Origin of the sequence: Rhizobium leguminosarum, from assembly GCF_002953715.1 — a bacterium.
Lineage (GTDB): Bacteria > Pseudomonadota > Alphaproteobacteria > Rhizobiales > Rhizobiaceae > Rhizobium > Rhizobium leguminosarum_V.
Genome location: NZ_CP025015.1, coordinates 219,426 through 240,383, shown reverse-complemented (window position 1 = coordinate 240,383; position 20,958 = coordinate 219,426). Strand labels below are relative to the sequence as shown.

Genomic DNA, 20,958 nt, shown 5'->3' with positions numbered 1-20,958 from the left:
TCTTGGTGGATCACGCCCGCGCCTCGATCCTCAAAGGTTGCACTGAGCCGTGACGAATCCATCTGACTGCGGAACAGACCACAAAACCGCTGCCCTGGGGTTTTGGCAGCGGAACGCCAAGCATCACCGCCCGGATCAAGAGGCCGTCGAAGCGGCCGGGGTGAACCGTGCGAGCATCGGAGTTCAGCGCCTCGATCTCGTTGTTCAAAAAGCAATCAATCGGATCCAAAAGCGACGAGCAGACGGCAACTGCGGTCAATCAGTTGCGCCGCCATGGTAAAGCCGCATCAATTTTGACTTGGACTACGGTCCTTCAAATTTAGACGGTGCAGCCCTGCCTCAAGCCCGCGGGAGCTGCTGCCGCCATGCGCCCAGTCGGGTTCCGTGTTCGGCTGCGCACATGTTACGATAGAACCAACGTTTGATCGAGTTGAAGGCATTGCCGGATATGCCTACCCGAGCCAGTTAGGCCGCGGCCGTGGGCGAACCCTGATTGCGGAGGACTATGACCCAATTGGGCTCGATCATTTTCGCTTTTGCCGGATGATGAGCTTGCGCTGGCGCAGAAAGCCCGCCAGTTGCGACGTAACTCATTCGGCTATTCGGTCGACACTTGCACAACCGTGATCGGGTTCGGCGCGTCAGCTATTGGTCATCTATGCGACGGTTACGCGCAAAACGAACTTACGCAATTTTGTATAGCCGGAACATCGGATCAGGCCGCATTGCCACGTCGAAGGGCTATCCTCTCACCAGCGAAGATCGGCTCGCAATCATCGAGCGGCGCCAACGGAACTATATCCCAGCAGTTGCTTGTTTTCGATTGGACCCAGTGAGCCAGGATTCAAAAAATATAGACTGGATGGACTGCAGTCGCTATCTGAAAGGCTTGCGATGCTGAAGACGTCGCCGAACCTTCGAATCAGACACCCGAGGCTTCTTTACGATGAAAAAAGTCCAACGCAGCTTTGCCATAGAATATAAATCCGGTCGCCGAAAGCTCAATTTCAAACCGAACTCAATCTGGGGAGACACCGATCTCAAGTCCGTTGCTCAAGATCTGCAGGACGAGGCAATGCCATTTATGTCATTAACTCCTCAGGCAAAAAGCAGCGAGATGCTTGTATCTGCAGAAGAACAGGCCGGGTCGTTATTGACACTGCCGATCGAGCAGGAGACAAATGCATCGGCTTTACAGGAGACCACAATGGCCGACGAAAACGATACGATGACCAATGCTGAAACGCCGGCCGCCACGGCGTCCGATGTATCGAAGAAAGTGCGCAAACCTCGCGCCGGGAAAGCGGTGCCTGAAACGGCCCCAGCCCCGGTTTCTGTGCAACCAGCAGCGGCTTCGAATGCCACCGCCGGAAAGCAGAAGAGAGGACGCAAAGCAAAGTCTGACGAAAGCGCGACAAGCGCCAGACGTGCGCCTATCAAGCGTGCTCCGAGGGCGGTGCAGGCAGCGACGGCACCGTCGGTGGCTGCAGTCGACGAGTTTGCGGATCTTCTGCAGCTGGAAGAGGAAAACCAGAGACTGCGCAAGCTGCTGGCCGAGAAGCTGCGTGCCGAAAATGCCGATCTGCGAAAGCGACTCAACCTCGGTTGATCGACAGCGTCGGCCAAGCGCTGGCCGCATTCTCATGCTTATTGAAGTGAAGATTTTGGCGGCGGATCGTTCTGCCGCCAACGTTTTTGGCCGCAGTTTGCATACGCAGTAGAATTCGAGGTCGAATAAAATGGCGTCTCCCTGGAAACTTCTTGCTAGACTGGTGTCACGGCGACGCCAGCAGAAGCAAGAACACAGCTCGACCGATGACGTGAAGCCGGACGTATTGGCAATCGCCGAGCCGACTGAAACTGCAGCCAAAAACAAGTTGGGCGCCACAGACCGTCCTACGGACGAAACGGCAGTTTTTCACGATCATTCCGCGGCGGTGTCAGTCGACCCGGATCATGCCGACGAGGCGGCAAGCGCTATTGATGTTCCCGCAGATATCGAAGGCGCGAGGCCGGAGGAAGCCGCTGATCCAGCTTTGTCCAATGAAGCCGACATAGCTGCACATGCTGCACCAAATGCCTTTCGACTTGGTGAAGGTCAAACGCGAAAGCGCAGCACGCGGGGCAAGAAGGCGAAAACTATTGCAGTCGTTCTCCCACGGCCTCCGAGCGTTTCCACTGCTTCTGACGATGCAATCAATCTCGATGAAGAGATCAGGCTCCTCCGGCACCAGTTGGCGGGCAAGCTTCGAATGCAAAATGCACAATTGAAGCGTATGCTGGAGCGGTTCGGGCACTGAACGTGTCCAAGTCCGATCCACCGGCCGCGGGCTTGAGCAGCGTGACAACGCATTTTATGCTCGGCTCGGCCGAAGCCCACTTGGCGCCCGGTCAAGCGCCACGCAAGGAGCAAACCGCGCCTGCACTCGAACTAAGCTATCAATAGCATGATCTGGACCTTTCGAATTGACCGACGATAGCCGTACCGCACACGCTTCTCGCAGGTCTCACGAAGACGACGTTCCAGACCGGCCTGATCGGCGCGGAGAGCCGGCATACTTCTTCTTCCATTTGAAGTAGGTCGCCTGACTTATGCCCGCTTGCGTCAGACGGCAGCAACCGACACCTTCATCACATTGTTTCAGAATGAACGCCTTCTGCGCGTGCGGAAATTGCGATGCCTTAATCGCCTTCCGTTCCTTTACCAGCCAAAAAAATGCACCGGTCTATTGCGTGTGAACTCCTGGTGCGACAGCATGCGAATGTCGTCATAGGCTGGGTCCATGACAGTGAGCCGCCTCGCGTCGACTGCTTGGAAGTCGCTGAGCGAGGTCCAATTCGGCCGCGGCATTAGCTCGTACCGGAAAAATCGGTTCTCACGCAGCAGATTGAGAAAATGCGCCAACTCGGCCTTATCCGTTTCAGTGAGGAGGGGGACCGGGCCGATGGTGGTTCCGGACGAGATCAGAGCTTTGATGTCAATGGCAAGATCGCTGCTAGCGCGAACATTGGCTCTAACCGCCATGAGCTTTTTCGCAACCACCTCATTATCCAGGGTGAGGATCTCCTGATCTTGCGGAACCCGGTCGGCGGCTAGGATGCGATAAGCGCGCCCGGAGAAGGGCGCGACCAGGGGGGATGGGTACCCACGGTATGGGGATTGTACAAATCTCCCCGCTCGTAGCGCAGCCTTGTCCGATTTGCAGCCTGTCGGAGCGCCTCTCCAACGCGGTAGTGATCGGGGCGGCTTCCGACAACGCATGTCGGAAGCCCTACAAAACCCTCCGAATATCGACAACGGCACATGTGCAATCTCAAAGGCTTATCGGCGCAACCTGACTGGCACGAGTCGTGCTCAGAGTAAGCCGGGTCGCTACTGACCTGTTCCGATTTTGGGAGATCAAGTGACTATGCACACTGTGCCTTTTATCAAACGGGTGCCGGACATTCAGGCGCCTGATCGTCGTTCCGGAAAGCGGACAATTAATGGTGACCCGGTCCCGGTCGGATCCGCAATTGCAAAGAGGCTGAACCTCCGGCGCCTGACTTACAGGCGTCCCTTGCACGACCGCGCGGCGTCTAACGCGGAGAAGCATAATCGGTGTTCATGACTAGTGGGAACTCTTTAAAGACCTCCATCTTCATCGAGGCTCGGTGTCATCCTGTCACGACGGAGACATCGCCACCCTCCCAAAAGAAGGACACCATTGCAATGGCCGCCCGCACCCGCAGAAGCCGTTCTAGAAGACGAGATCACAAGCGTGGGTCCAACAGACGGAACATGCGCCGCGTTTCGAACTCGAAGCAACTCGACCTGATACTTCACGCGCTCATCCCTGGCGCACGAAGCGTCGGATAACTACTGGTGGAGAATGAAAATGACCTCTAGCTTAAATAGCGGCTCTCCAGCCCCGTCGATCAACGTGCAGCACTGGCTGCGCGGCGATCCGCTTTCCAACTTCCAGTTCGGCAAGACATACATCCTTGAGTTTATTTCGACTACCTGCAGTAGTTGCGGGCCGTCGCTGTCCCAATTGGCTCAGTTGCAGGAGGAATACAGCGACATCGGAATTGAGGTCATCGGAATTGCAGCAAATGAGTGGGCTGCAACGGCTGACGAGGCCCTAGCTCAGGTGGACGCATGGGTGACCAAATGGCTCCCGAATGCGAACATACGGATCGCGTTCGACTACTCAGGCGAAATGGATAAGGATTGGAAGAAAGCTAGCCTAACTTTCCAAGTTCCACAGGCGTTCGTTGTCGACCGAGCCGGCAGCATCGCCTTTATCGGTGATCCGGACATGCTCGAGGTTGTCTTGCCAAAAGTGATGGACGGCAGCTGGCTCGCCAGCGCGCAAGCAAAAAATGCCGAAGAGGAGCGCATTGCTGAAGCCGAGATCAAAGCTCCGGAGCGCGCGTTGCATCGTCGAATCCGGGCGGCGGCAGAGATTGAGGATTGGAAGTCGGCGCTCTCGGCCATTGAAGAGGGCATCAACCTTTTCCCGGACAACATCATGTTCCACCAGCGGCATGTCAGTACGTTGATCGGAAGTATGCGCGACATGGAGGCGGGCTGGATAGCACTAGGCCAATTTGCTCGCACTGCAATTGAACGAAACTCTGAAGATTGGCTTTCTGCGGCGATGCAACAACTCTTCGGTTGGTACGATTACTCGGGCCTTCCATCGGCGGAACGCTTTTCGATGGGCAAGGAGCTCTCCGAACGAATCCTGAAACTGTATCAGCAACACGATGCTCCTTTACGCTCTTATTCTTACCAGACGATTGCCCTTTACTACCATGAAAGCGGCGACAACGGCCGGGCTGTGGATTTGCTCGAGCAGGCTTTGAGGTTCCTAGATGGAGAGTCTCTCCCGGAGGTCGAGAAGCATGAACAGATGGCGCAATTGCTGCATACCCTGGCGGAGTATAAGGGTGAGCAGGTTTGTTATGGGGGGATTTGTGTAGCTCCGCGGAAGCAATGTTGAACATGGGAATCTGTTGGCGCTGCTCAGGCAGCGTCGACAGGAATTCTAACGAACCATTGGGGCAAAAATCATGTTTGATCCGACCGGATCGCTCGCGTTTCGCGCACATCCCACAACCGGCATCAGGAGGGAAGACGGTCCATCTGTCAGTTTCTTCCGAAATCGGTGCGCTGCTGCCAACCGGAATGAAGCTTTCGCTGGGATACGGGGAATCTGGATGCATTGACGGCGATCATCGGAGCTTTGCGCCATGTCAAACTGGGCGCTGATATCAAGGTCTACCCGAATCGCGAACCAACGCCAGGTCTGCTCGTGCTGCCGCTTGCCCGCGAAGTTAGCAAGGCTTCGCCGGCTATGTGCGGGGGATTACCGTTCGTCAACATTGCGCTTCGCCCGCGCGGACTCGCGTTGCAGCGTTTCCAACAGATGCAATGCTCGATCAGCTAGGCCCGCCGGAACAAAGATGTGGTCGTGGTGATATGCTGCCACCATGTTGCACGGTATGCCAGCTTCTGCGAGAGAGGCGGCGACGCCCGCCGTAAGGCCGACGCTATCGAGCGCAGAATTCACATTGAGGGTGATCTGGCGCATCGCAAGTGAAGTTTCGAACCCCGCTTCGTGCGCCTCTCCTTTCTCAAGGATGACTGTCAAACCTTCTCTTTCGTGAAATGTCCCAATCGGACTCAGATTGTGGACTTTGCTCCCTTCATTGGGTATCGAGCAGAACACATACTCGCCGTCTTCGAGCGAGGGCGTCATGTTCGACAGCATTTCGAACTTGTCTCGCGACACAATAGTCATTTTAGCGGTCTCCTTTGCCTATCATCATGATGTCTTAGGTGTTCATTGTCTAAGACGGGGCGCGAACAAATGAGATTTCCTTAACTGCCATAAGGCAGATTGACGATATTGGATCGATGAGCGGGCGGCCAAAGCAGTGCCGGCCTACCCCAATTGGAGAGAGGATATCCCGTCACGCCCACGACACTCGCACGACAACGCTGACTCCTTCTTAGGGGCACGGCTACGTATGAAGCAACGGTTCTGCTCGCGTTACTCGCTCTTCCCGCAATTGGCGTCATCCGGACATCTTTCGCGATGCGCCCCTATAAATCCAACGGTCCGTTACCTCGCGACAGCGCCGGCATCCCTTAGTGTCTGTTCAAGAATGGCGGCCGGGCGCGGGGTTGAGTGAAGGGCGGCAATCAGATTCTTTGTATTTTGCGACAAATACGGAGACATCGAATGGCCTGGACACCCTTCACCCGGCGTCATCATGACAGAAGCCGCATGCGCTACGCAAGCGATCTGACTGACCGTGAGTGGAGCTTGATCGACCCCTTCATGCCAAGGCAGCCCCGACTTGGCCGCAGACGCAAGACGTCCCTTCGGGCGGTGATGGACGCGATTTTTTATCTGCTGCAGTCGGGCTGCCAATGGGCATTGCTACCGCATGATTTTCCACCGAAGAGTACGGTCTATCATTATTTCAAGCGGTTCTGCCGGGACGGGACGTGGCGTCGTATTCATGACGCGCTCTATTGCCGAACGCGGCAGCTTGAGGGGCGCGAAGAGCAGCCATCATTTGCCATCATCGATAGCCAGTCGGTGAAGACAGGCCCGGACGCCCGTTCTGATATCGGCTATGACGCGGGCAAAAAGATCAAGGGTCGCAAGCGGCACATTCTGGTCGATACCCTGGGCATGCTTCTGAAAGCAGAGGTCCACTCGGCGGGCATTCAGGATCGCGACGGAGCGGCACTTGTCTTCGACAAGCTGGCCAACCGCTTTCCATTCATCGAAAAAATCTGCGGCGATGGCGGCTATCAGGGCCCAACGGTCGAAGAGACAAGCCCGCGACCGATGGAGATTATCAAACGCAATCAAGCCGGTTTCCAGGTGCTGCCGAAGCGATGGATCGTCGAACGAACGCTGGCTTGGCTCGGCATAAACCGCCGAATGGCAAAGGATTTCGAGCGCTTCTCAGCCACAAGCCTCGCCTTCATCCAAACCGCAATGATCACGCTCATGACCAGAAGGCTCGCTCGATATCCCCTTTCTTGAATAGACTCTAGGACCCCACTGTCCCGGAACAGTCAGACTGGCGCGCGGCGAAGGTCTTCTGATGCAAAGTGGCTCGCTACCACGTCAAAACGTGACCTTTAGCCCGATGGAGATCGACATCGACTGAAAGTTTGCCCCGGCCACATCCTTTTCCCAGGCGGAGCGTGTGCCCTCCTCGGTGTCCTCTTCTTGCATGTCCCCGCGGCTGTTAAACACCTGCTCGAACGAACCGGACAGATAGAGCGAAGCAGCTGGCGTCATCGCGTAGTCAAGGGCAACAGTTGCGCCGATTGTCGGCGCTGGGTTTATGTCCTCATGAAAACGGAGATGCCTCCCCCAATGGTCGTCGATGGCGTTGATGCCGAAGCTCAAGCCGGTCTGAAGGTCGCCGCTGATGGTAAGATCGCCAAAGTTGTATTCGCCGCTCAGGCTAAGGAAGCCAATCGGAATCTGTTGCTGATAGCTGATGCCTCTTTCCCAGTCTGGAGCCTTCCAGGGGTCGTCTCGGAAGCCACCCGCGGACGAATAGATGCCGGACCCGCCATAGGCGGTCCACTTGAAGTCGGTATATTGGACACCGGCGCCGACCGCGATACTGCTGGTCTCGTTGTCGTAGATGCTTCGGTCCAACTGGATCGCTCCGGCGACATAGTGGTCGAGTTCGGTAAGGGGATGTATTGAGCGGTCGCTCCAGTCCTCATGCCCGGGACTGGCCCAGTCGTAGTCAACCATGTGACCGTTGCCGCCGGTGCCGATTTCGACGCTGCTCTTTACGCTCCAGCCGTTGTCAAATTGCGCGTCCGCACCAACGGTGAAAAGGGTCATCCCCTTGCTTTCCCAGTTCAGCTGGCTGTTTTTGTGGTCGCCGTAATAGGCAAATTCCTGGGCCTTGATATTGGCGAGGCCGAGTCCGCCGAAAACGACGAAATTGCCGTCGTCGGAGGAAAACAGAGTCTTGTCTGCGGCGGCCAATGATGGGGTGGCCACCAGTAAACAGGAAGTGACTACGAATCCGGTAATGACGCGCTTCATCAACTGACTGCGTGTTCCGTCTGGCGCCTCCGTCTTGGGCCTGACCTTTTTCGCCTCAGATCGCCTTTTTGTTGCGTCAGAGTTGTCCGCTGCGCAAGCCACTGGTGTTGATGGACCGGTGTCGCCGTGCCGTTGCGAGGCTGGCTGCGTCGACCCCTTCAGGGAATGCAAGTAATCGCAGAACATTCGTTGTCCTTTGCCGGAGAGTGATCAATTTGCGGACTGGGCCGGAGCCCGGCGCGGATAAGCCTAACGATCTGCCATTTGGTCTGGAAACCGCCGGGCGAGTTCAGAACCTGACCGTGGGCTTGTCGCAAAGATTTTCCAGGTCGCAATTATCCCCCGAACGAAATGGATTTCACGCTTTGTTAACCTTTTTGAGTTCAAAGAGGCGCGCAAGTAGATCGTTCTGGTGGTTGACAGTCTAGCCACCGGTAAAACCGAAGCCTTTCCTCAACCACAGCATCGCCTCGAAACCCGCGATGGTTCGCCGCGCGGTTTCGAAGGATTGGAAGCCACCGATTTTGGGCATGTTCTTTTCCACCCGGAAATGGTCGCATTTCGATGCCCTACTGAAGATGATTGGTGACATGTCGACGCTGCCTCAGCAGCGCCAACAGGTTGCTATTTTCAAGGCTGCTTCCGCGGAGGCAGGCAAATTCCCCTGTATCAAACCTGCTCACCCTTGTATTCCGCCAGGGCAGACAGCAATTGCGCCTTCAGTTTCTGCTTTTTGACGTCCGGCAAAGACTCTTCGTCTACGAACGTCAAAGCCTGCTCGATCAAATCCACTGCCCGGTCGTTGTCGCCGCTCTCATGGTAGTAAAAGGCAATCATCGTGTAAGAATGAAAGCGTAAGCGAGAACCCTGCTGCGGATACAGTCTCAGGATTCGTTCGGAGAGCTCCTTGCCCATCGAAAGGCGTTCCGCCAATAGGCCCGAGTAATCATAGGGATAGAAGAGTTGTTGCATCGCCGTGAGAAGCCACTCTTCCGAGTTTCGTTCAATTGCAGTGCGAGCAAATTGGCCCAATGCGATCCAGCCCGCCTCCATGTCGCGCATTTCTCTCATCAATGTCCCGACATGCGACTGGCGCCAGGAGATGTCGTCCGGGAAAAGGTTGACGCCCTCTTCAATGGCCGAGAGCGCCGTCTTCCAATCCTCAATCTTTGTCGCCGCCCAGATTCGACCATACAACGCGTACTTCGCAGCATCGATCTCGCCTTCAGCAATCCGTTCCTTTTCGGCATTTTTTGCTTCCGCGCTGGCGCACCAGCTGCCGTCAATCACTTTTACCAAAACGTCCTCGAGCGAGTCCGGGTGGCCGATAAAGGCGATGCTGCCGTCTCGGTCGACAACGAACGCCTGTGGAACATGGAAAGTCAGGCTGGCTAACAGCCAATGCTTAGCCATTTCGCCTGAGTAGTCGAACGCGATCCGAATGTTCGAATGCGGGAGCCATTTGGTTAACCAATGGCGCACCCGAGCTCGGGCCTTGTCAGCCGTTGCAGCTTTTTCACCTGCTGCAACTCCGATGAGCTCAACTTCGATATCGCTGTATTTCTCCTGCAGCTGCGCCAGGCGGGCCAGCGCCGGCCCGCAAGGTTCGCAGGTAGTCGAAAAGAAATCGAGGATGTATATCTTCCCGAGCTGGAAGTTGGAAAGCGGATCGCCGCGCAGCCAGTGCTGCACGTTGATCGACGGGGCTGGAGAGCCGCTATTTAAGGTAGAGGTCATGTCTTATTCTCCACAGTGTTTTGTCCGCCGTTTCGTGCGCCAGGAATGAGCGTGTTAAGTATCTGGTTGAGTTGCCCTATTTCGAAACGCAGCTCATGTTCCATCTGTTGGACAATAAAGCTGGTGAGCTCGTCTTCTGAAATGGCTTCTGCGGGTGCGGCCATTGCGACAGTCCTTCTTTTGTGAGAGTGCCGATGTCCCCGTCGCGACAGGAGACGCCGACTTGATGCAGATGGAGCAGGAGCGACGACGCCGAGGGTTTTCCTCGCCGGAGACGCCGATGTACTCGACCCCTCGTTCTCAATCGCCGAGACAAGGAGGTCGGACCCCTTGACCATGCGTAGATTCTCAAAATGTGCCACAATTGCCTCCAGACGGTTTTGTAGCTCAATTGCTTTCTTATTCCGTCATGACGGTATAGAATCGTTATTGGCTCGTCAACAGTCAATAAACTGCCGCGCCAGCAAACTTACCGGCTCCATCGGAAGGCCGTGCCTCATTGAATTTTCTCTTAGAGTCTATTCAAGAAAGGGGATATCGAGCGAGCCTTCTGGTCATGAGCGTGATCATTGCGGTTTGGATGAAGGCGAGGCTTGTGGCTGAGAAGCGCTCGAAATCCTTTGCCATTCGGCGGTTTATGCCGAGCCAAGCCAGCGTTCGTTCGACGATCCATCGCTTCGGCAGCACCTGGAAACCGGCTTGATTGCGTTTGATAATCTCCATCGGTCGCGGGCTTGTCTCTTCGACCGTTGGGCCCTGATAGCCGCCATCGCCGCAGATTTTTTCGATGAATGGAAAGCGGTTGGCCAGCTTGTCGAAGACAAGTGCCGCTCCGTCGCGATCCTGAATGCCCGCCGAGTGGACCTCTGCTTTCAGAAGCATGCCCAGGGTATCGACCAGAATGTGCCGCTTGCGACCCTTGATCTTTTTGCCCGCGTCATAGCCGATATCAGAACGGGCGTCCGGGCCTGTCTTCACCGACTGGCTATCGATGATGGCAAATGATGGCTGCTCTTCGCGCCCCTCAAGCTGCCGCGTTCGGCAATAGAGCGCGTCATGAATACGACGCCACGTCCCGTCCCGGCAGAACCGCTTGAAATAATGATAGACCGTACTCTTCGGTGGAAAATCATGCGGTAGCAATGCCCATTGGCAGCCCGACTGCAGCAGATAAAAAATCGCGTCCATCACCGCCCGAAGGGACGTCTTGCGTCTGCGGCCAAGTCGGGGCTGCCTTGGCATGAAGGGGTCGATCAAGCTCCACTCACGGTCAGTCAGATCGCTTGCGTAGCGCATGCGGCTTCTGTCATGATGACGCCGGGTGAAGGGTGTCCAGGCCATTCGATGTCTCCGTATTTGTCGCAAAATACAAAGAATCTGATTGCCGCCCTTCACTCAACCCCGCGCCCGGCCGCCATTCTTGAACAGACACTAAGTGTCGCGGTAACGCACAGGGTGGCTCCTGCGTCGGGGGTCGGAGTAAAGCGACAATGTTAGGCCGTAAGCCGTCGTCAGGGCCGCAGACTATGCCGCCCAAGAGTTCAATGAGTCGATTACCAGTTCGACCGAAGAAGCAGATCAGCTTTCTGATGGAACCATCGGCAACGCAGGCAAGAAGCTGGGCGCGCCAGACTTGGGCTTCGACGCCGTTTAGATTGGCGATCGTCGTGGCAGAGTCTGGACGGAATGTGAGATTTGCTCGTGGGCACGATCATGAACCTTCCCTGCCCCGTTGACAGGATGCTCCAAAAAACTGCGTACCGATACAACGAGGGGCGCGTTTGCCTAGGGGCCAGGGCCAACCGTTGGTTACGCAGGCTCCAATTCAACCGAAGGTCCAGCGTCGTCCGGCCGTCGCTCGACCGTTGTCAGGCATCGGCAAAAAGCTTCCCGTTCATGTACTTTAGACCGGTGTCGCTCGCGACCGTGACAACCGTCCTACCCGGACCCAACTCCTTGGCCAAACGAATCGCCGCAGTGACGTTGAGGCCCGAGGACGTACCGACCAGCAATCCTTCCTCCCGTGCCAATCGGTGACACATAGCGCGTGCTTCTTCTTCCGGAATGCTGCGCGCTTCGTCGTACAGATCGTGATTGAGCAAAGGCGGAACGAAGCCTACCCCTATGCCCTCGACATGGTGGGTTCCCCCCCACCCCTCCGATATGACAGGTGAAGAGGCCGGCTCCAGAACCACGATGCGAACCGACGCTGAGCGCGACTTCAGAATCCTTGCCACGCCCATTGTCATCCCGGCCACACCAACTGCGCCACAGAAGGCGTCGATACCGTCTGGAAATTGTGTGACCAACTCATGGCCGATCTCCTCGTAGCCAATCAAGGCGTCGCGGTTGTTAAACTGGTCCGAATAATAGCAGTCCGACCGGTTGGAGACCTCCCGGGCGTGACGGATCATAGACGGAATTAGATCGGCCGAAATCTCGCCGGATGGGCTGTGGATCAGATCAACGGTTGCGCCAAAGCTGCGCATGGTACGCAACTTCTCCATGGCAAAGGCGTTTGAAGAAGCCACAATGAGATGATAGCCTTTCACCGCGCAAACGAAGGCGAGCGAGGACCCCGTGCTTCCCCCACTCGCCTCGACTACAGTCATTCCTGGCTTCAAATCTCCGCGGCGCTCAGCCTCTTCTATGATGGATTTTGCCATGCGGTCTTTGTATGAGCCTGTCGGGTTGAAATACTCGAGCTTCACAAAGACTTGAGCGCTCCCGTCCGGTACGACGCGACGCAGGCGTACGACCGGTGTATTGCCAATAGCGTTGAGCGCGGACTCGACGGTGGGCGGGGGGCTCAGTTGCATGTTTTATTTGTCCTTGCGGTTGATCGTCTAGCGTCTATTGGGCAAGCCACCCGCGTGAACCGCGCGTTGAGTTTTCGATGGGTGTCAAACCGATGCAAAACACCCAAGGAGATCATACAGCGGATTCCCACGAAGTTTCCCAAGAGACTGCTGAACCTTGGAATCGAGCTGCACGCGATGATGCCGAATTTGCGAGCGGAAGAACTGCGCCAGCCGCGCCATTCCCCTTGAAGAGTCAGCTGGTTGTCGAACATCACAGCCGAGGTTCCCTGCCCTACCCTTGAAAATTGTGCCCGAGTTGAGCAGCATCCCCATTGAAGCGCGAGCTGTGAGTTGCCGCACCCACCTTCCTTGAGGAGGTAGAGCCGTGGAAAAAGCTGTTCAACGATGTCTGCGCGGCACATCTCATATCTTTTCTAAAATCCCTAGAGCGGATGCGGTCCTTCGAATCCTCGACGCGTCGAAATCCACGTCGTTCTCCAGACCTGTCACCTCTGCCACAGTCAGACCAGTGGTTTCTGCGACGTCGTCCAGCGAATAGCCGCGAGCCAGGCGAGCTTCTGCAAGCAGAGCACCAACGGACGGGGCAACTGGGGATTTCGCAATCTTCGAGACCATGTTCATGTCGATTAAGGCTCCTTTTGGCGGCCGGAAAACGTGCATCCGTTTTCTAGTTCCACCGCTGCCGACCGCGTCCGGCAACGGACAGTTTCTTCGAATTCCGCGGGCGCACTTTCTATCAGTTTGTTCAGCGGAGTACAGGTCTGACGCGATGAAGGGCGGACAACCCTTGCGTAGCAGCCGACGAGAGGTAACCCAAGCTCCCAACTGCGGCGCACACTCACGACGGCCGACAAGTAGCTTCCGATCTGGCAGGAGCGTTCGCCCCGGTCGGGAAGCTCGTAGGGAGTGATGCACTGATCATTCCCGAGCGGAGAACGATGGACAAACAATTCGAGAGTTGCCTCGGCGTGATAAGCTCATGGCCCGCAGGTTCGGCCAGAGCCTGTGAGAAACCTGCCGGGCGCTGTTGATCGGCCGTCGTCTTGAAGAGATCGCCTGAGAACGGCGCATCGGGATCAAGCGCACCCTGAGCTCAAGGGTCGTTCATCTTTAAGGATTTGAGGAACTTCGAGCGCCCGAAAAGAGGATGCGGGCAAAGCCCGCATCCTGTCTGGCATTCGTCTCAGTTCTTGGTGACGAAGTCCCTTACGTTGGCAGGCGTCACGAGCTGGAAGGGAATGTAGACCTTCTTTTCGATCTTTTCGCCCTTGGCGAGCTTGAGCGCTGCATCGAGCGAGCCCTTGCCCTGGCCGGCGGCATCCTGGAACACCGTGACGTCGAGATCACCCGCCTGCATGGCGGCAAGCGCGTCCTGCGTGGCGTCGACGCCGCCGACGACAACCTTGGTCATATCCTTGCCGGCTGCCTTCAGCGCCTGGATGGCGCCGATCGCCATTTCGTCGTTGTTGGAGATCACGGCGTCGAATTCGATGCCGCTGGAGAGCCAGTTGGTCATCAGGTCGGCGCCCTGGGTACGGTCCCAGTTGGCCGTCTGCTTTTCGACGATCTCGATGCCTTTGCACTCATCGGTCTTGATGACGTCATGGACGTCCTGGGTCCGCATGCGCGCAGCCTGGTTGGAGAGCTCGCCCATGATGACGACGGCCTTGCCTTTGCCGCCGAGAATACGGCAGATTTCCTTGGTTTCCAGCGTGCCGGATTCCAGCTCGTTGGAAGCGACGAAGGCCTGCTTGTCCGGCAGCGTGTCGACGTTGACCGGCTGACGGTTGACGTAAACCAGCGGTATGCCGGCATCGGCCGCGAGCTTCGACATCGCCGTGGTCGCATCGGTATCGACTGGGTTGACGATGATCGCATCGACCTTGGATGCGATGAAATTCTGGATCTGGCTCTGCTGCTTGGAAACGTCGTTCTGTGCGTCTTCGACCTGCAGCGTCACACCGCTGAGTGTCTTTGCATAATCGGTCATGCCGTTGCGCAGAACCGTCAGGAAATTGTCGTCGAATTTCGCCATCGAGACGCCGACAGTTTCCGCGTGAGCGGCCGTCGACATGACGAGCGCCATCGCAGTGCCCAGGATAAACTTTTTCATTTTACTTCCTCCACAAAGCGGTGCCCGGCTGCACCCTCCTCACGCCGGGTTTCCAGCACACTGGCCGAAAACAATTATCAGGGCTGCCGGAAAAGGCCGAACATCACCATAAGATATCAAGACAATCTCGATGCTGACGACTAGCTCCTCCTTCGCCGCTACGCTGACTCGCGCGAACCCCAAATTTTTGGTGCCTAATTTGATGATTTAAGTCCGCAGGCTTCAACAGCGCCAATGTCGAGTGTCTTTCACCGAAGACACCACAATGATGCAAAGCCGACACATGCCATATTGTCCAATCTCTCCGTCAGCTTTCGCGTGATCGCGAGGCAACGTGACGAAGTTTGACAAGCTTCTATCTATTTCACTTTGAGGTCCATTCATCGTTGTTTGTGAACTCTCTCATTTTTGAAAGAATCGTCGTCGTGAATGAGAGAACCCCATCAGTACCCGGATTTTTTCAGGGTTATCGAACCCGATGGCAGGAGGGATTAAAAAGAGCGGCGCCGCCGCAATGGACCGGGCAGTCGCTGAACTGGGCCGGTCGAGGCGGCAACTCTACACTCGCCCTCGCAGACCTCCTGGCTCCGGCGCAGACCTCTCCGGAGAGGTCGTTGGCGACGACATGTCATCTGCACTTGTCGATGCAATTTTATTTCATGACCATGTCCAATCGCTGGCCATAGATAGGCCCGAATTCTCAACCGAATGCTGACGGCCGTACCCCTGCCATGGGGACCCTGTCAGCGTCAGCGTCCGACTCCTTGAATCGACGGTCGACTTCCGCGCGTTCCTCTCTGCCGCCGCGTTAAGCTCCGAGAAGAAGTGATGCATTGAGACAGCAAACTCTACGAATGCGATCGGCGACGACCGGATTCAAGCCGTGCCGGGCGTTGGTGCACGGATCTGGAATTGAACTGATGGGGGATCTTTGAAACGGCTGATCATGCCGTGGTGCCTTGCGGCGGACGGATTTCGGGCGTGCGCAGTCAAGCATGCGATTGAGAACGGCTCAGCCGATGGCGACTTCGGTCTGCTCACCAGGCCGCGACCTGGCCCGCAGACGCCGCCCGATGATGACTTTTATCGCCCGATTGCCGTTTCGACCAGCGAGCGTTTGCCGTAGCCGTTAGAGAGCCTGCCATTTCATGCGGCCACCAAAGACATGAAGTGCGATATAAATAGATATATATACAATAATATATTCTATAACTCACCGGTTTTTCACAAGAGAAAGTAAGATATGCCAAATTGGAAACAATATACTTTAAAATATATCCGACACATCTGTTGCGTTGCTTGTCGTTTTCATCAAGTGTCCTGTTATGATGAGTTACGATAGTGCAACAGGAAAATTCCTTCCCATGAATGCTGAAATCTTGCCGGCGACGTCATCGTGGGGAGGCTTGCACAAGGAGCACGACGACATGGATCACCAAAAGAAATCAGACGAGCGTCTTGGCTACTCGCATCTGCGGTTGGCAACCATCGACGGCGTGTCGCTGCCTAGTCTACAATTGTCACTCGACCGGAAGGAGGGCTCTGCGTCGACGAAGAAGACCTTTTTCCAACAATTGCTCCTCGATTTTGCTTTCGGTTGCGAGCTATTTTATCCGCTCCAGCTATTTGAACATTCCGCAACGAGGGAGGGGACGACAAAGGCGCTAAATCGTTAAGCGCGAGTTACGATATATGATTAGGAGGATTCGGACCGGCCGCCACGTTCCTCATTTGAAATCCACGTCTATCGGGTTTCCATATTCCATGATGGAAGCGCCGGCTCAGTCGCCAACGCTTGCAAACTCCAACAACAGGTCAGCGAGCGGATGGAGGATATCATGGACGACCTTGATGCGACGCAAGCAACGGACGGCTCGGGCACACAGGCGTCAACAGGTACGAACCAGCACGGCAGGAAGATCGGAAGATGGTAAGAAAGTCTATCGGGACACGCAAGGCGCAGTTCAAATCTTGCTGCCGGTATCAAATACGCTGACAACGCGCGCTCGCCTGCCAAAATCAAGGAAATTTGACGCGCAGGGTTCGCCCATCAAATTTACTGCAGAAAGGATTCGTTCTCCGTGTCATTTTGTTCTTCGAAACGCATTCGCATCGCCGCACTTGCAGCGACTGCCATCGTGCTGGGCACCCAGATCGCAATTGCGCAAGAACCGTCTATAGGGTCTCAGTGGCTGAACTCGCCGACATCTCGAGTGGAAGCGCTTGCGGTCCTTCAGACCTTGAATGCCAATCTCCTGAGTAACGCCAGTGCTACGTTGACCCTTGATCGCTGGTGCGCCGCGCACAAGCTCGCACCGGAAGGTTCTAAGATTGTAGCTCAGCGTGTGGGCGGGCAAGACAAGCCGGCCGATGAGCACATCCGTGAACTTCTGACCGTCGGACCGGGTGAGCTGATCGCTTATCGCCGCGTGCGCCTGGTCTGCGGCGACCGCGTCTTGTCCGAAGCCGACAATTGGTATGTACCTGCAAAATTAACTGCAGAGATGAATCAGGCGTTGAATACCAGCGATATCGCGTTTGGCAGAGCCGTTCAGGCTCTCAATTTCACTCGCACAAACCTGTCTGCCAAGTTGCTCTGGTCCCCTCTATCCGAAGGCTGGGACATGGACGGCCTAATAACGCATGAAACAAGTTCCCTTAGCCTGCCGCCGTTCCTGCTCGAACATCGTGCCGTACTGAAACTTCGAGATGGCACGCCGTTTAGCGCCTTGGTAGAAAGCTACACGGACAAAGTACTAGATTTTCCAGTTCCGCGCCTGCTTTCTCAATAGCGCTTCGGTATCTCGGTACACTTGCTGAACTGCGCGGGATAAAAATCGACAGCCACTGCATGCGACAAAGGCGCCTGGCTTACGGAAGTGAGCCAGTCGGGCGATTGACTTGTCGATTCGTTTGATCGTGGCGACCACGCACGATAGCCTGAGTGTAACCTGACCCCAAGCCATCGTAGATTGTCGCTTGACAGTCCCCTCGGCAAGCCTCTACCCTTTTTCGCAACTGGGTCATTGGCATCGATGCCTCGGGCACCCTCCAGCAGACGCGGGATCAGGTGCGGAAGATCGTTGATGCGACCTCGGAACTCGTGAACCTTGGTCGGCCGGTGCGTGAAGACGAGATCGTCATCAACCCTGACTACGCCTATCCCGCCTATGGAGTGCCCTCGGAGGAGACCAACGAGGCGATCCGGCTCACGGCGTGCACCGAGGCGATGATTACCGACCCAGTCTATGAGGGAAAGTCGATGCAGGGGATGATCGATCTCGCGCGCAAGGGCTTCTTCCCCGAGGGCTCGAAGGTGCTCTACGCCCATCTCGGCGGCGCCCCGGCGCTCAACGGCTATAGCTATTACTACAGGGACGGCTGATTGGCACCGTCAGGTTAACCGGCCCGGGTATCGCATTAAACACAGCTGAATGGCAAGCCGAGCCGATTATGATCACGCCTCCGCAGCTCGATCTCCAGTCGATCCGACAGTGAAAACGAATAGTGTCGGATTAGGCTGTCCTCGTCGACTGTTATAACGAAAAACTCCGTGGATCCGCGCACGTTTCCCAGGGATGAGATAACCCCAGCGCGGACCAAACGCATAGAACAGTAATTCGCCTTCGGCTTTTGTAACCGCTGGCCAGCATGGCGTCTTAGGAAACCTCATGCGTCTCTTTCCAACTCCGAACGTGTCTGTCGCAGTACCAATCAAGGATAACGGAGATTCCGTCGTAGCTCGCGGCAGATCGTCGAAGGGTCTCGGCCAAGGGGGCGCGCGCGATCTCCGCCTGACTGATCTTCTTCTCATGCATCCGCCCAACAACGCGACGTTCGTCCATACTCAACTGCACAATAGAGCGGGCCTTTCCATCCTCCTGAAATCATGGCCGATATTGTCTAAGTTGCATTTGAAAAAAGGAATCTGCCGGCATATAACTGTTGCCAGAGCGTCGGGACAACGCCGAGGTATTCCGCCCTGGCTAACGCCCTGCCTCGCTAAAAGTCCTGGTTTTACCCGCAACAAAGTGGAGCCCGTAAGATGGTAGCGCCTGAAACGCTATCTATATAACGAGGCGCACAAAGCTACCCGCATAAGCGGAAAGCGAACAGCAAACGATCAGGACAACCATGACATCTCACCTCACAAGACAGAAGCATGCTGAGGAAAGACTAGGCGCAGCCCTTCAACAAATGAATGATGCCATCCGCGACGCACACAAATCCGGTATTGATGTCGATATCAGCACCCTCACCATGCACACGCCGCGTGGCCCGATGGTTCAAGCCGACCTTAAGGCGTTCCGCGCATATGGAGCGCCGCCAGTGTTGCGGTTGGTGGAAGAATAAATGCGGTGACATCGATACGCCACACCTGCGTCCCGGACCCATCATTGTCCTGGCGAAGATAGTGCGTCGGCGGCTCCTCTTCTCTCGTTCCGTCGCTCATCCCAGGCCACCCTCGACGTCATCGTTCCAATTCATATCTCTACACCACGCCGAAGCGCTCGCGCATTTCAGTGGTGCGTAACCACGTGTCACCGGGCAAGCGTTCGATGAATGCCGCGAAAACGCTGGTAAATGACTGGAGGGTCGTTTGGTCGGTCAGCGCTTCGGCCTGCTGTGTCGGAAGCAATGGCTGCATGTCGGTCAGAAAGCGCGGCCGGGCAAGCTTCGCGAACATCCGTTGCTCAGCCTGTGCCCGCGTGATGACCTGGCCCGAAAGTGCGACGTAGCGGCCAAAAAAGTCAGCCACTTTCTCCACATTCAGGCCCTCAAACGTCTCTAGGCCATGCGCCAGGTCATAGAGATCGCGACCCTTCTCCCGCTGCAGCAGCGCGCGCAGCTTGGTGGCCAACATTTCCTCACGGGAGAATGTCGGGACGGACGCATTCCCGGTGAACCATGGATTGGTCACGCCGAACGGCAAGTCGATCGGCGGATCATACGCTTCGATCTCGCTGATGTTGGTTTCGACCTTGAGGCGGATGGGGACGCCGCCGCCGTCCTCGGCCTCAATCCGGAATTTCAACTTGGGTGCGACCGGACTTGACTCGTACTGACCGTGTCCAAGCCACGGCTCGAGGACGACACGCAAGGCGTCCAGTACCGGGCCGATCGGCCCGGCCTCTGTGCGCACGAGATCAATGTCTTCCGAGTAGCGCAGCGGAGCCGGGAAGTGCAGTTTGTTGAGGGCTGTGCCGCCGCGAAACCTCAAGGCTTCGCGCAAGAAGGGGTCGGTGAATATCGCGACCACCGCCCGGCTGATAATCAGATCCTGTTCGATCTGACGTTGATCGGCCCAAGGCGCGACATTGCCCCACGCGACAATATTCTGAGCTGGTATCATTCATCGGCCTCCGGATAGCGGCGGACGATGACCCGCCAACGCGGGTCGCGCTCGAGCACTTCAGTAGAAAAGTCGGGATCGCCGGCTTCTTTGCGGTCCAGCTCCGTCCAGGGCAGGTTGCCGCGGTCTTCCAAGGCGGTACGCATCGACGCCAGGCGTGGGCCGTGACCCAGCCTGTCGAGAAGGTAGCCGAGGCGCTGCACGACCGGCCGTTCGGTGACGCGCGACAGGTTGGTCAGGCTTTCGAAATCAATCTGCGGCGCGATATCCCTGAGGACAGTGAAGATGTTATCAAGACCGCCGGCGCCACGAGAATACCGCAGAATGTCGAGCGCGGTGAGAGCTGGTGACGACACTCTCATCGAACCTGTCTCGGTTTTCTTGTCGACAACGCCCGCGGCGACGGTCTCCATATCCTTTCGGTAGTAGAAGACGACGCGGTTGCGACCGGCCCTGATCTTGGGGAGCCGTTTGGCCGCCACGACTTGAAACTCCATCACGGCCTGATGCGTGGCACCGTGCAGTTCGGCAGCCTTAAGCAGACCGACATAATAGGAATTCCCCTCATGGCGCATCAGCGCGTCAATGTACCAGGTTGGTGGCGGAGCGCCCAATGACATGAATTGTGGAGGGACCACGATATAGAAGTCGTGGCGCGGGTTGAGGAGTAGTTTTCGACGCTGCAAACGCTCGGCTGAGTCCAGGAACGCGCCACGATTGATGCCCAGCGCTTCGATCGCCTCTCGGCCATCAAAAACCACCCGCCCCTGGGAGAGCAAGTTTGATGTATAGGCAGAAAGCGCGGCCCGTTTATCGTGAATCATGTCCAATTATCCGCTCTATGTGCAG

19 protein-coding genes and 6 pseudogenes are annotated in these 20,958 nt (G+C 56.3%); 8 read left to right on the top strand and 17 right to left on the bottom strand.

What is annotated here, in order from left to right:
- Positions 1-10 precede the first annotated feature (10 nt).
- On the bottom strand, positions 11-259 hold the full coding sequence (locus CUJ84_RS33475) for a hypothetical protein (protein ID WP_105009820.1): 249 nt from the start codon (positions 257-259) through the stop codon (positions 11-13).
- A 687-nt stretch (positions 260-946) separates the two neighbouring features.
- On the opposite strand from CUJ84_RS33475, the gene CUJ84_RS33470 reads away from it, so the two are divergent.
- Together CUJ84_RS33470 and CUJ84_RS33465 are read left to right on the top strand one after the other, a co-directional pair.
- Positions 947-1,609 carry a transcriptional regulator gene (locus CUJ84_RS33470; protein ID WP_105009819.1) on the top strand — a complete coding sequence of 221 codons (663 nt, stop codon included), beginning with the start codon at positions 947-949 and terminating at the stop codon, positions 1,607-1,609.
- 130 nt (positions 1,610-1,739) lie between these two features.
- The gene (locus CUJ84_RS33465; RefSeq protein WP_105009818.1) at positions 1,740-2,300 is read left to right on the top strand and encodes a hypothetical protein; all 561 of its coding nucleotides are present in this window, start codon (positions 1,740-1,742) and stop codon (positions 2,298-2,300) included.
- A 170-nt stretch (positions 2,301-2,470) separates the two neighbouring features.
- On the opposite strand, the pseudogene CUJ84_RS33460 reads toward CUJ84_RS33465, so the two are convergent.
- Both CUJ84_RS33460 and CUJ84_RS33455 read right to left on the bottom strand, forming a co-directional pair.
- Positions 2,471-2,687, bottom strand: a pseudogene (locus tag CUJ84_RS33460) (transposase); the annotation flags it as partial.
- 14 nt (positions 2,688-2,701) lie between these two features.
- Positions 2,702-3,043, bottom strand: a complete 342-nt coding sequence (locus CUJ84_RS33455; protein WP_199788885.1) for a hypothetical protein — start codon at positions 3,041-3,043, stop codon at positions 2,702-2,704.
- Between the two features lie 835 nt (positions 3,044-3,878).
- Between CUJ84_RS33455 and CUJ84_RS33450 the strand changes: the two genes are divergently transcribed.
- Positions 3,879-4,988 (top strand): redoxin family protein, encoded by a 1,110-nt coding sequence (locus CUJ84_RS33450; RefSeq protein ID WP_105009817.1) that lies wholly within the window; start codon positions 3,879-3,881, stop codon positions 4,986-4,988.
- Between the two features lie 366 nt (positions 4,989-5,354).
- Here the strand turns inward: CUJ84_RS33450 and CUJ84_RS33445 are convergent, their stop codons facing one another.
- The gene (locus CUJ84_RS33445; protein WP_105009816.1) at positions 5,355-5,789 is read right to left on the bottom strand and encodes an ACT domain-containing protein; all 435 of its coding nucleotides are present in this window, start codon (positions 5,787-5,789) and stop codon (positions 5,355-5,357) included.
- 444 nt (positions 5,790-6,233) lie between these two features.
- Here CUJ84_RS33445 and CUJ84_RS33435 point away from each other — a divergent pair, with 444 nt between their 5' ends.
- Positions 6,234-7,052 carry an IS5 family transposase gene (locus CUJ84_RS33435; RefSeq protein WP_105009813.1) on the top strand — a complete coding sequence of 273 codons (819 nt, stop codon included), beginning with the start codon at positions 6,234-6,236 and terminating at the stop codon, positions 7,050-7,052.
- Positions 7,053-7,136: 84 nt separating this feature from the next.
- Here the strand turns inward: CUJ84_RS33435 and CUJ84_RS33430 are convergent, their stop codons facing one another.
- The 9 genes and pseudogenes from CUJ84_RS33430 to CUJ84_RS38490 all read right to left on the bottom strand — a co-directional run.
- The gene (locus CUJ84_RS33430; protein ID WP_245457656.1) at positions 7,137-8,084 is read right to left on the bottom strand and encodes an omptin family outer membrane protease; all 948 of its coding nucleotides are present in this window, start codon (positions 8,082-8,084) and stop codon (positions 7,137-7,139) included.
- Between the two features lie 358 nt (positions 8,085-8,442).
- Positions 8,443-8,677: pseudogene (locus CUJ84_RS33425) on the bottom strand (DDE-type integrase/transposase/recombinase); the annotation flags it as partial.
- Positions 8,678-8,753: 76 nt separating this feature from the next.
- Entirely contained in the window at positions 8,754-9,821 is a 1,068-nt protein-coding gene (locus tag CUJ84_RS33420; RefSeq protein ID WP_105009814.1) for a redoxin domain-containing protein, read from the bottom strand.
- Positions 9,818-9,985, bottom strand: coding sequence for a hypothetical protein (locus CUJ84_RS38135; RefSeq protein WP_158687002.1), 168 nt, complete (start codon positions 9,983-9,985; stop codon positions 9,818-9,820). The genes CUJ84_RS33420 and CUJ84_RS38135 overlap by 4 nt, the downstream gene beginning before the upstream one ends.
- A gap of 358 nt (positions 9,986-10,343) precedes the next feature.
- On the bottom strand, positions 10,344-11,162 hold the full coding sequence (locus tag CUJ84_RS33415; RefSeq protein WP_105009813.1) for an IS5 family transposase: 819 nt from the start codon (positions 11,160-11,162) through the stop codon (positions 10,344-10,346).
- Positions 11,163-11,689: 527 nt separating this feature from the next.
- A complete protein-coding gene (locus tag CUJ84_RS33410) occupies positions 11,690-12,640 on the bottom strand; it encodes a PLP-dependent cysteine synthase family protein (RefSeq protein ID WP_105009812.1) in 951 nt (316 codons plus the stop codon).
- Positions 12,641-13,045: 405 nt separating this feature from the next.
- Entirely contained in the window at positions 13,046-13,264 is a 219-nt protein-coding gene (locus tag CUJ84_RS33405) for a helix-turn-helix domain-containing protein (RefSeq protein ID WP_105010017.1), read from the bottom strand.
- Positions 13,265-13,826: 562 nt separating this feature from the next.
- Entirely contained in the window at positions 13,827-14,756 is a 930-nt protein-coding gene (locus tag CUJ84_RS33400) for a sugar ABC transporter substrate-binding protein (protein WP_105009811.1), read from the bottom strand.
- Between the two features lie 952 nt (positions 14,757-15,708).
- A pseudogene (locus CUJ84_RS38490) lies at positions 15,709-15,912 on the bottom strand (IS5/IS1182 family transposase); the annotation flags it as partial.
- Positions 15,913-16,120: 208 nt separating this feature from the next.
- On the opposite strand from CUJ84_RS38490, the gene CUJ84_RS33395 reads away from it, so the two are divergent.
- From CUJ84_RS33395 to CUJ84_RS33385, 3 genes and pseudogenes are all read left to right on the top strand, one after another.
- Positions 16,121-16,432, top strand: a complete 312-nt coding sequence (locus CUJ84_RS33395; protein WP_028734790.1) for a hypothetical protein — start codon at positions 16,121-16,123, stop codon at positions 16,430-16,432.
- Between the two features lie 405 nt (positions 16,433-16,837).
- A complete protein-coding gene (locus tag CUJ84_RS33390; protein WP_028734789.1) occupies positions 16,838-17,548 on the top strand; it encodes a hypothetical protein in 711 nt (236 codons plus the stop codon).
- A 230-nt stretch (positions 17,549-17,778) separates the two neighbouring features.
- Positions 17,779-18,141 (top strand): annotated as a pseudogene (locus CUJ84_RS33385) (1-aminocyclopropane-1-carboxylate deaminase); the annotation flags it as partial.
- 21 nt (positions 18,142-18,162) lie between these two features.
- On the opposite strand, the pseudogene CUJ84_RS39055 reads toward CUJ84_RS33385, so the two are convergent.
- Both CUJ84_RS39055 and CUJ84_RS39450 read right to left on the bottom strand, forming a co-directional pair.
- Positions 18,163-18,365 (bottom strand): annotated as a pseudogene (locus CUJ84_RS39055) (DUF4158 domain-containing protein); the annotation flags it as partial.
- A 120-nt stretch (positions 18,366-18,485) separates the two neighbouring features.
- A pseudogene (locus CUJ84_RS39450) lies at positions 18,486-18,601 on the bottom strand (helix-turn-helix domain-containing protein); the annotation flags it as partial.
- A gap of 289 nt (positions 18,602-18,890) precedes the next feature.
- Here CUJ84_RS39450 and CUJ84_RS33375 point away from each other — a divergent pair.
- Entirely contained in the window at positions 18,891-19,109 is a 219-nt protein-coding gene (locus CUJ84_RS33375; protein ID WP_105009810.1) for a hypothetical protein, read from the top strand.
- Between the two features lie 139 nt (positions 19,110-19,248).
- On the opposite strand, the gene CUJ84_RS33370 is transcribed toward CUJ84_RS33375, so the two are convergent.
- Positions 19,249-20,109: a nucleotidyl transferase AbiEii/AbiGii toxin family protein gene (locus tag CUJ84_RS33370; RefSeq protein ID WP_105009809.1), complete on the bottom strand. Its 861-nt coding sequence runs from the start codon at positions 20,107-20,109 to the stop codon at positions 19,249-19,251.
- The gene (locus CUJ84_RS33365; protein WP_028734784.1) at positions 20,106-20,933 is read right to left on the bottom strand and encodes a type IV toxin-antitoxin system AbiEi family antitoxin domain-containing protein; all 828 of its coding nucleotides are present in this window, start codon (positions 20,931-20,933) and stop codon (positions 20,106-20,108) included. The genes CUJ84_RS33370 and CUJ84_RS33365 overlap by 4 nt, the downstream gene beginning before the upstream one ends.
- Positions 20,934-20,958 lie beyond the last annotated feature (25 nt).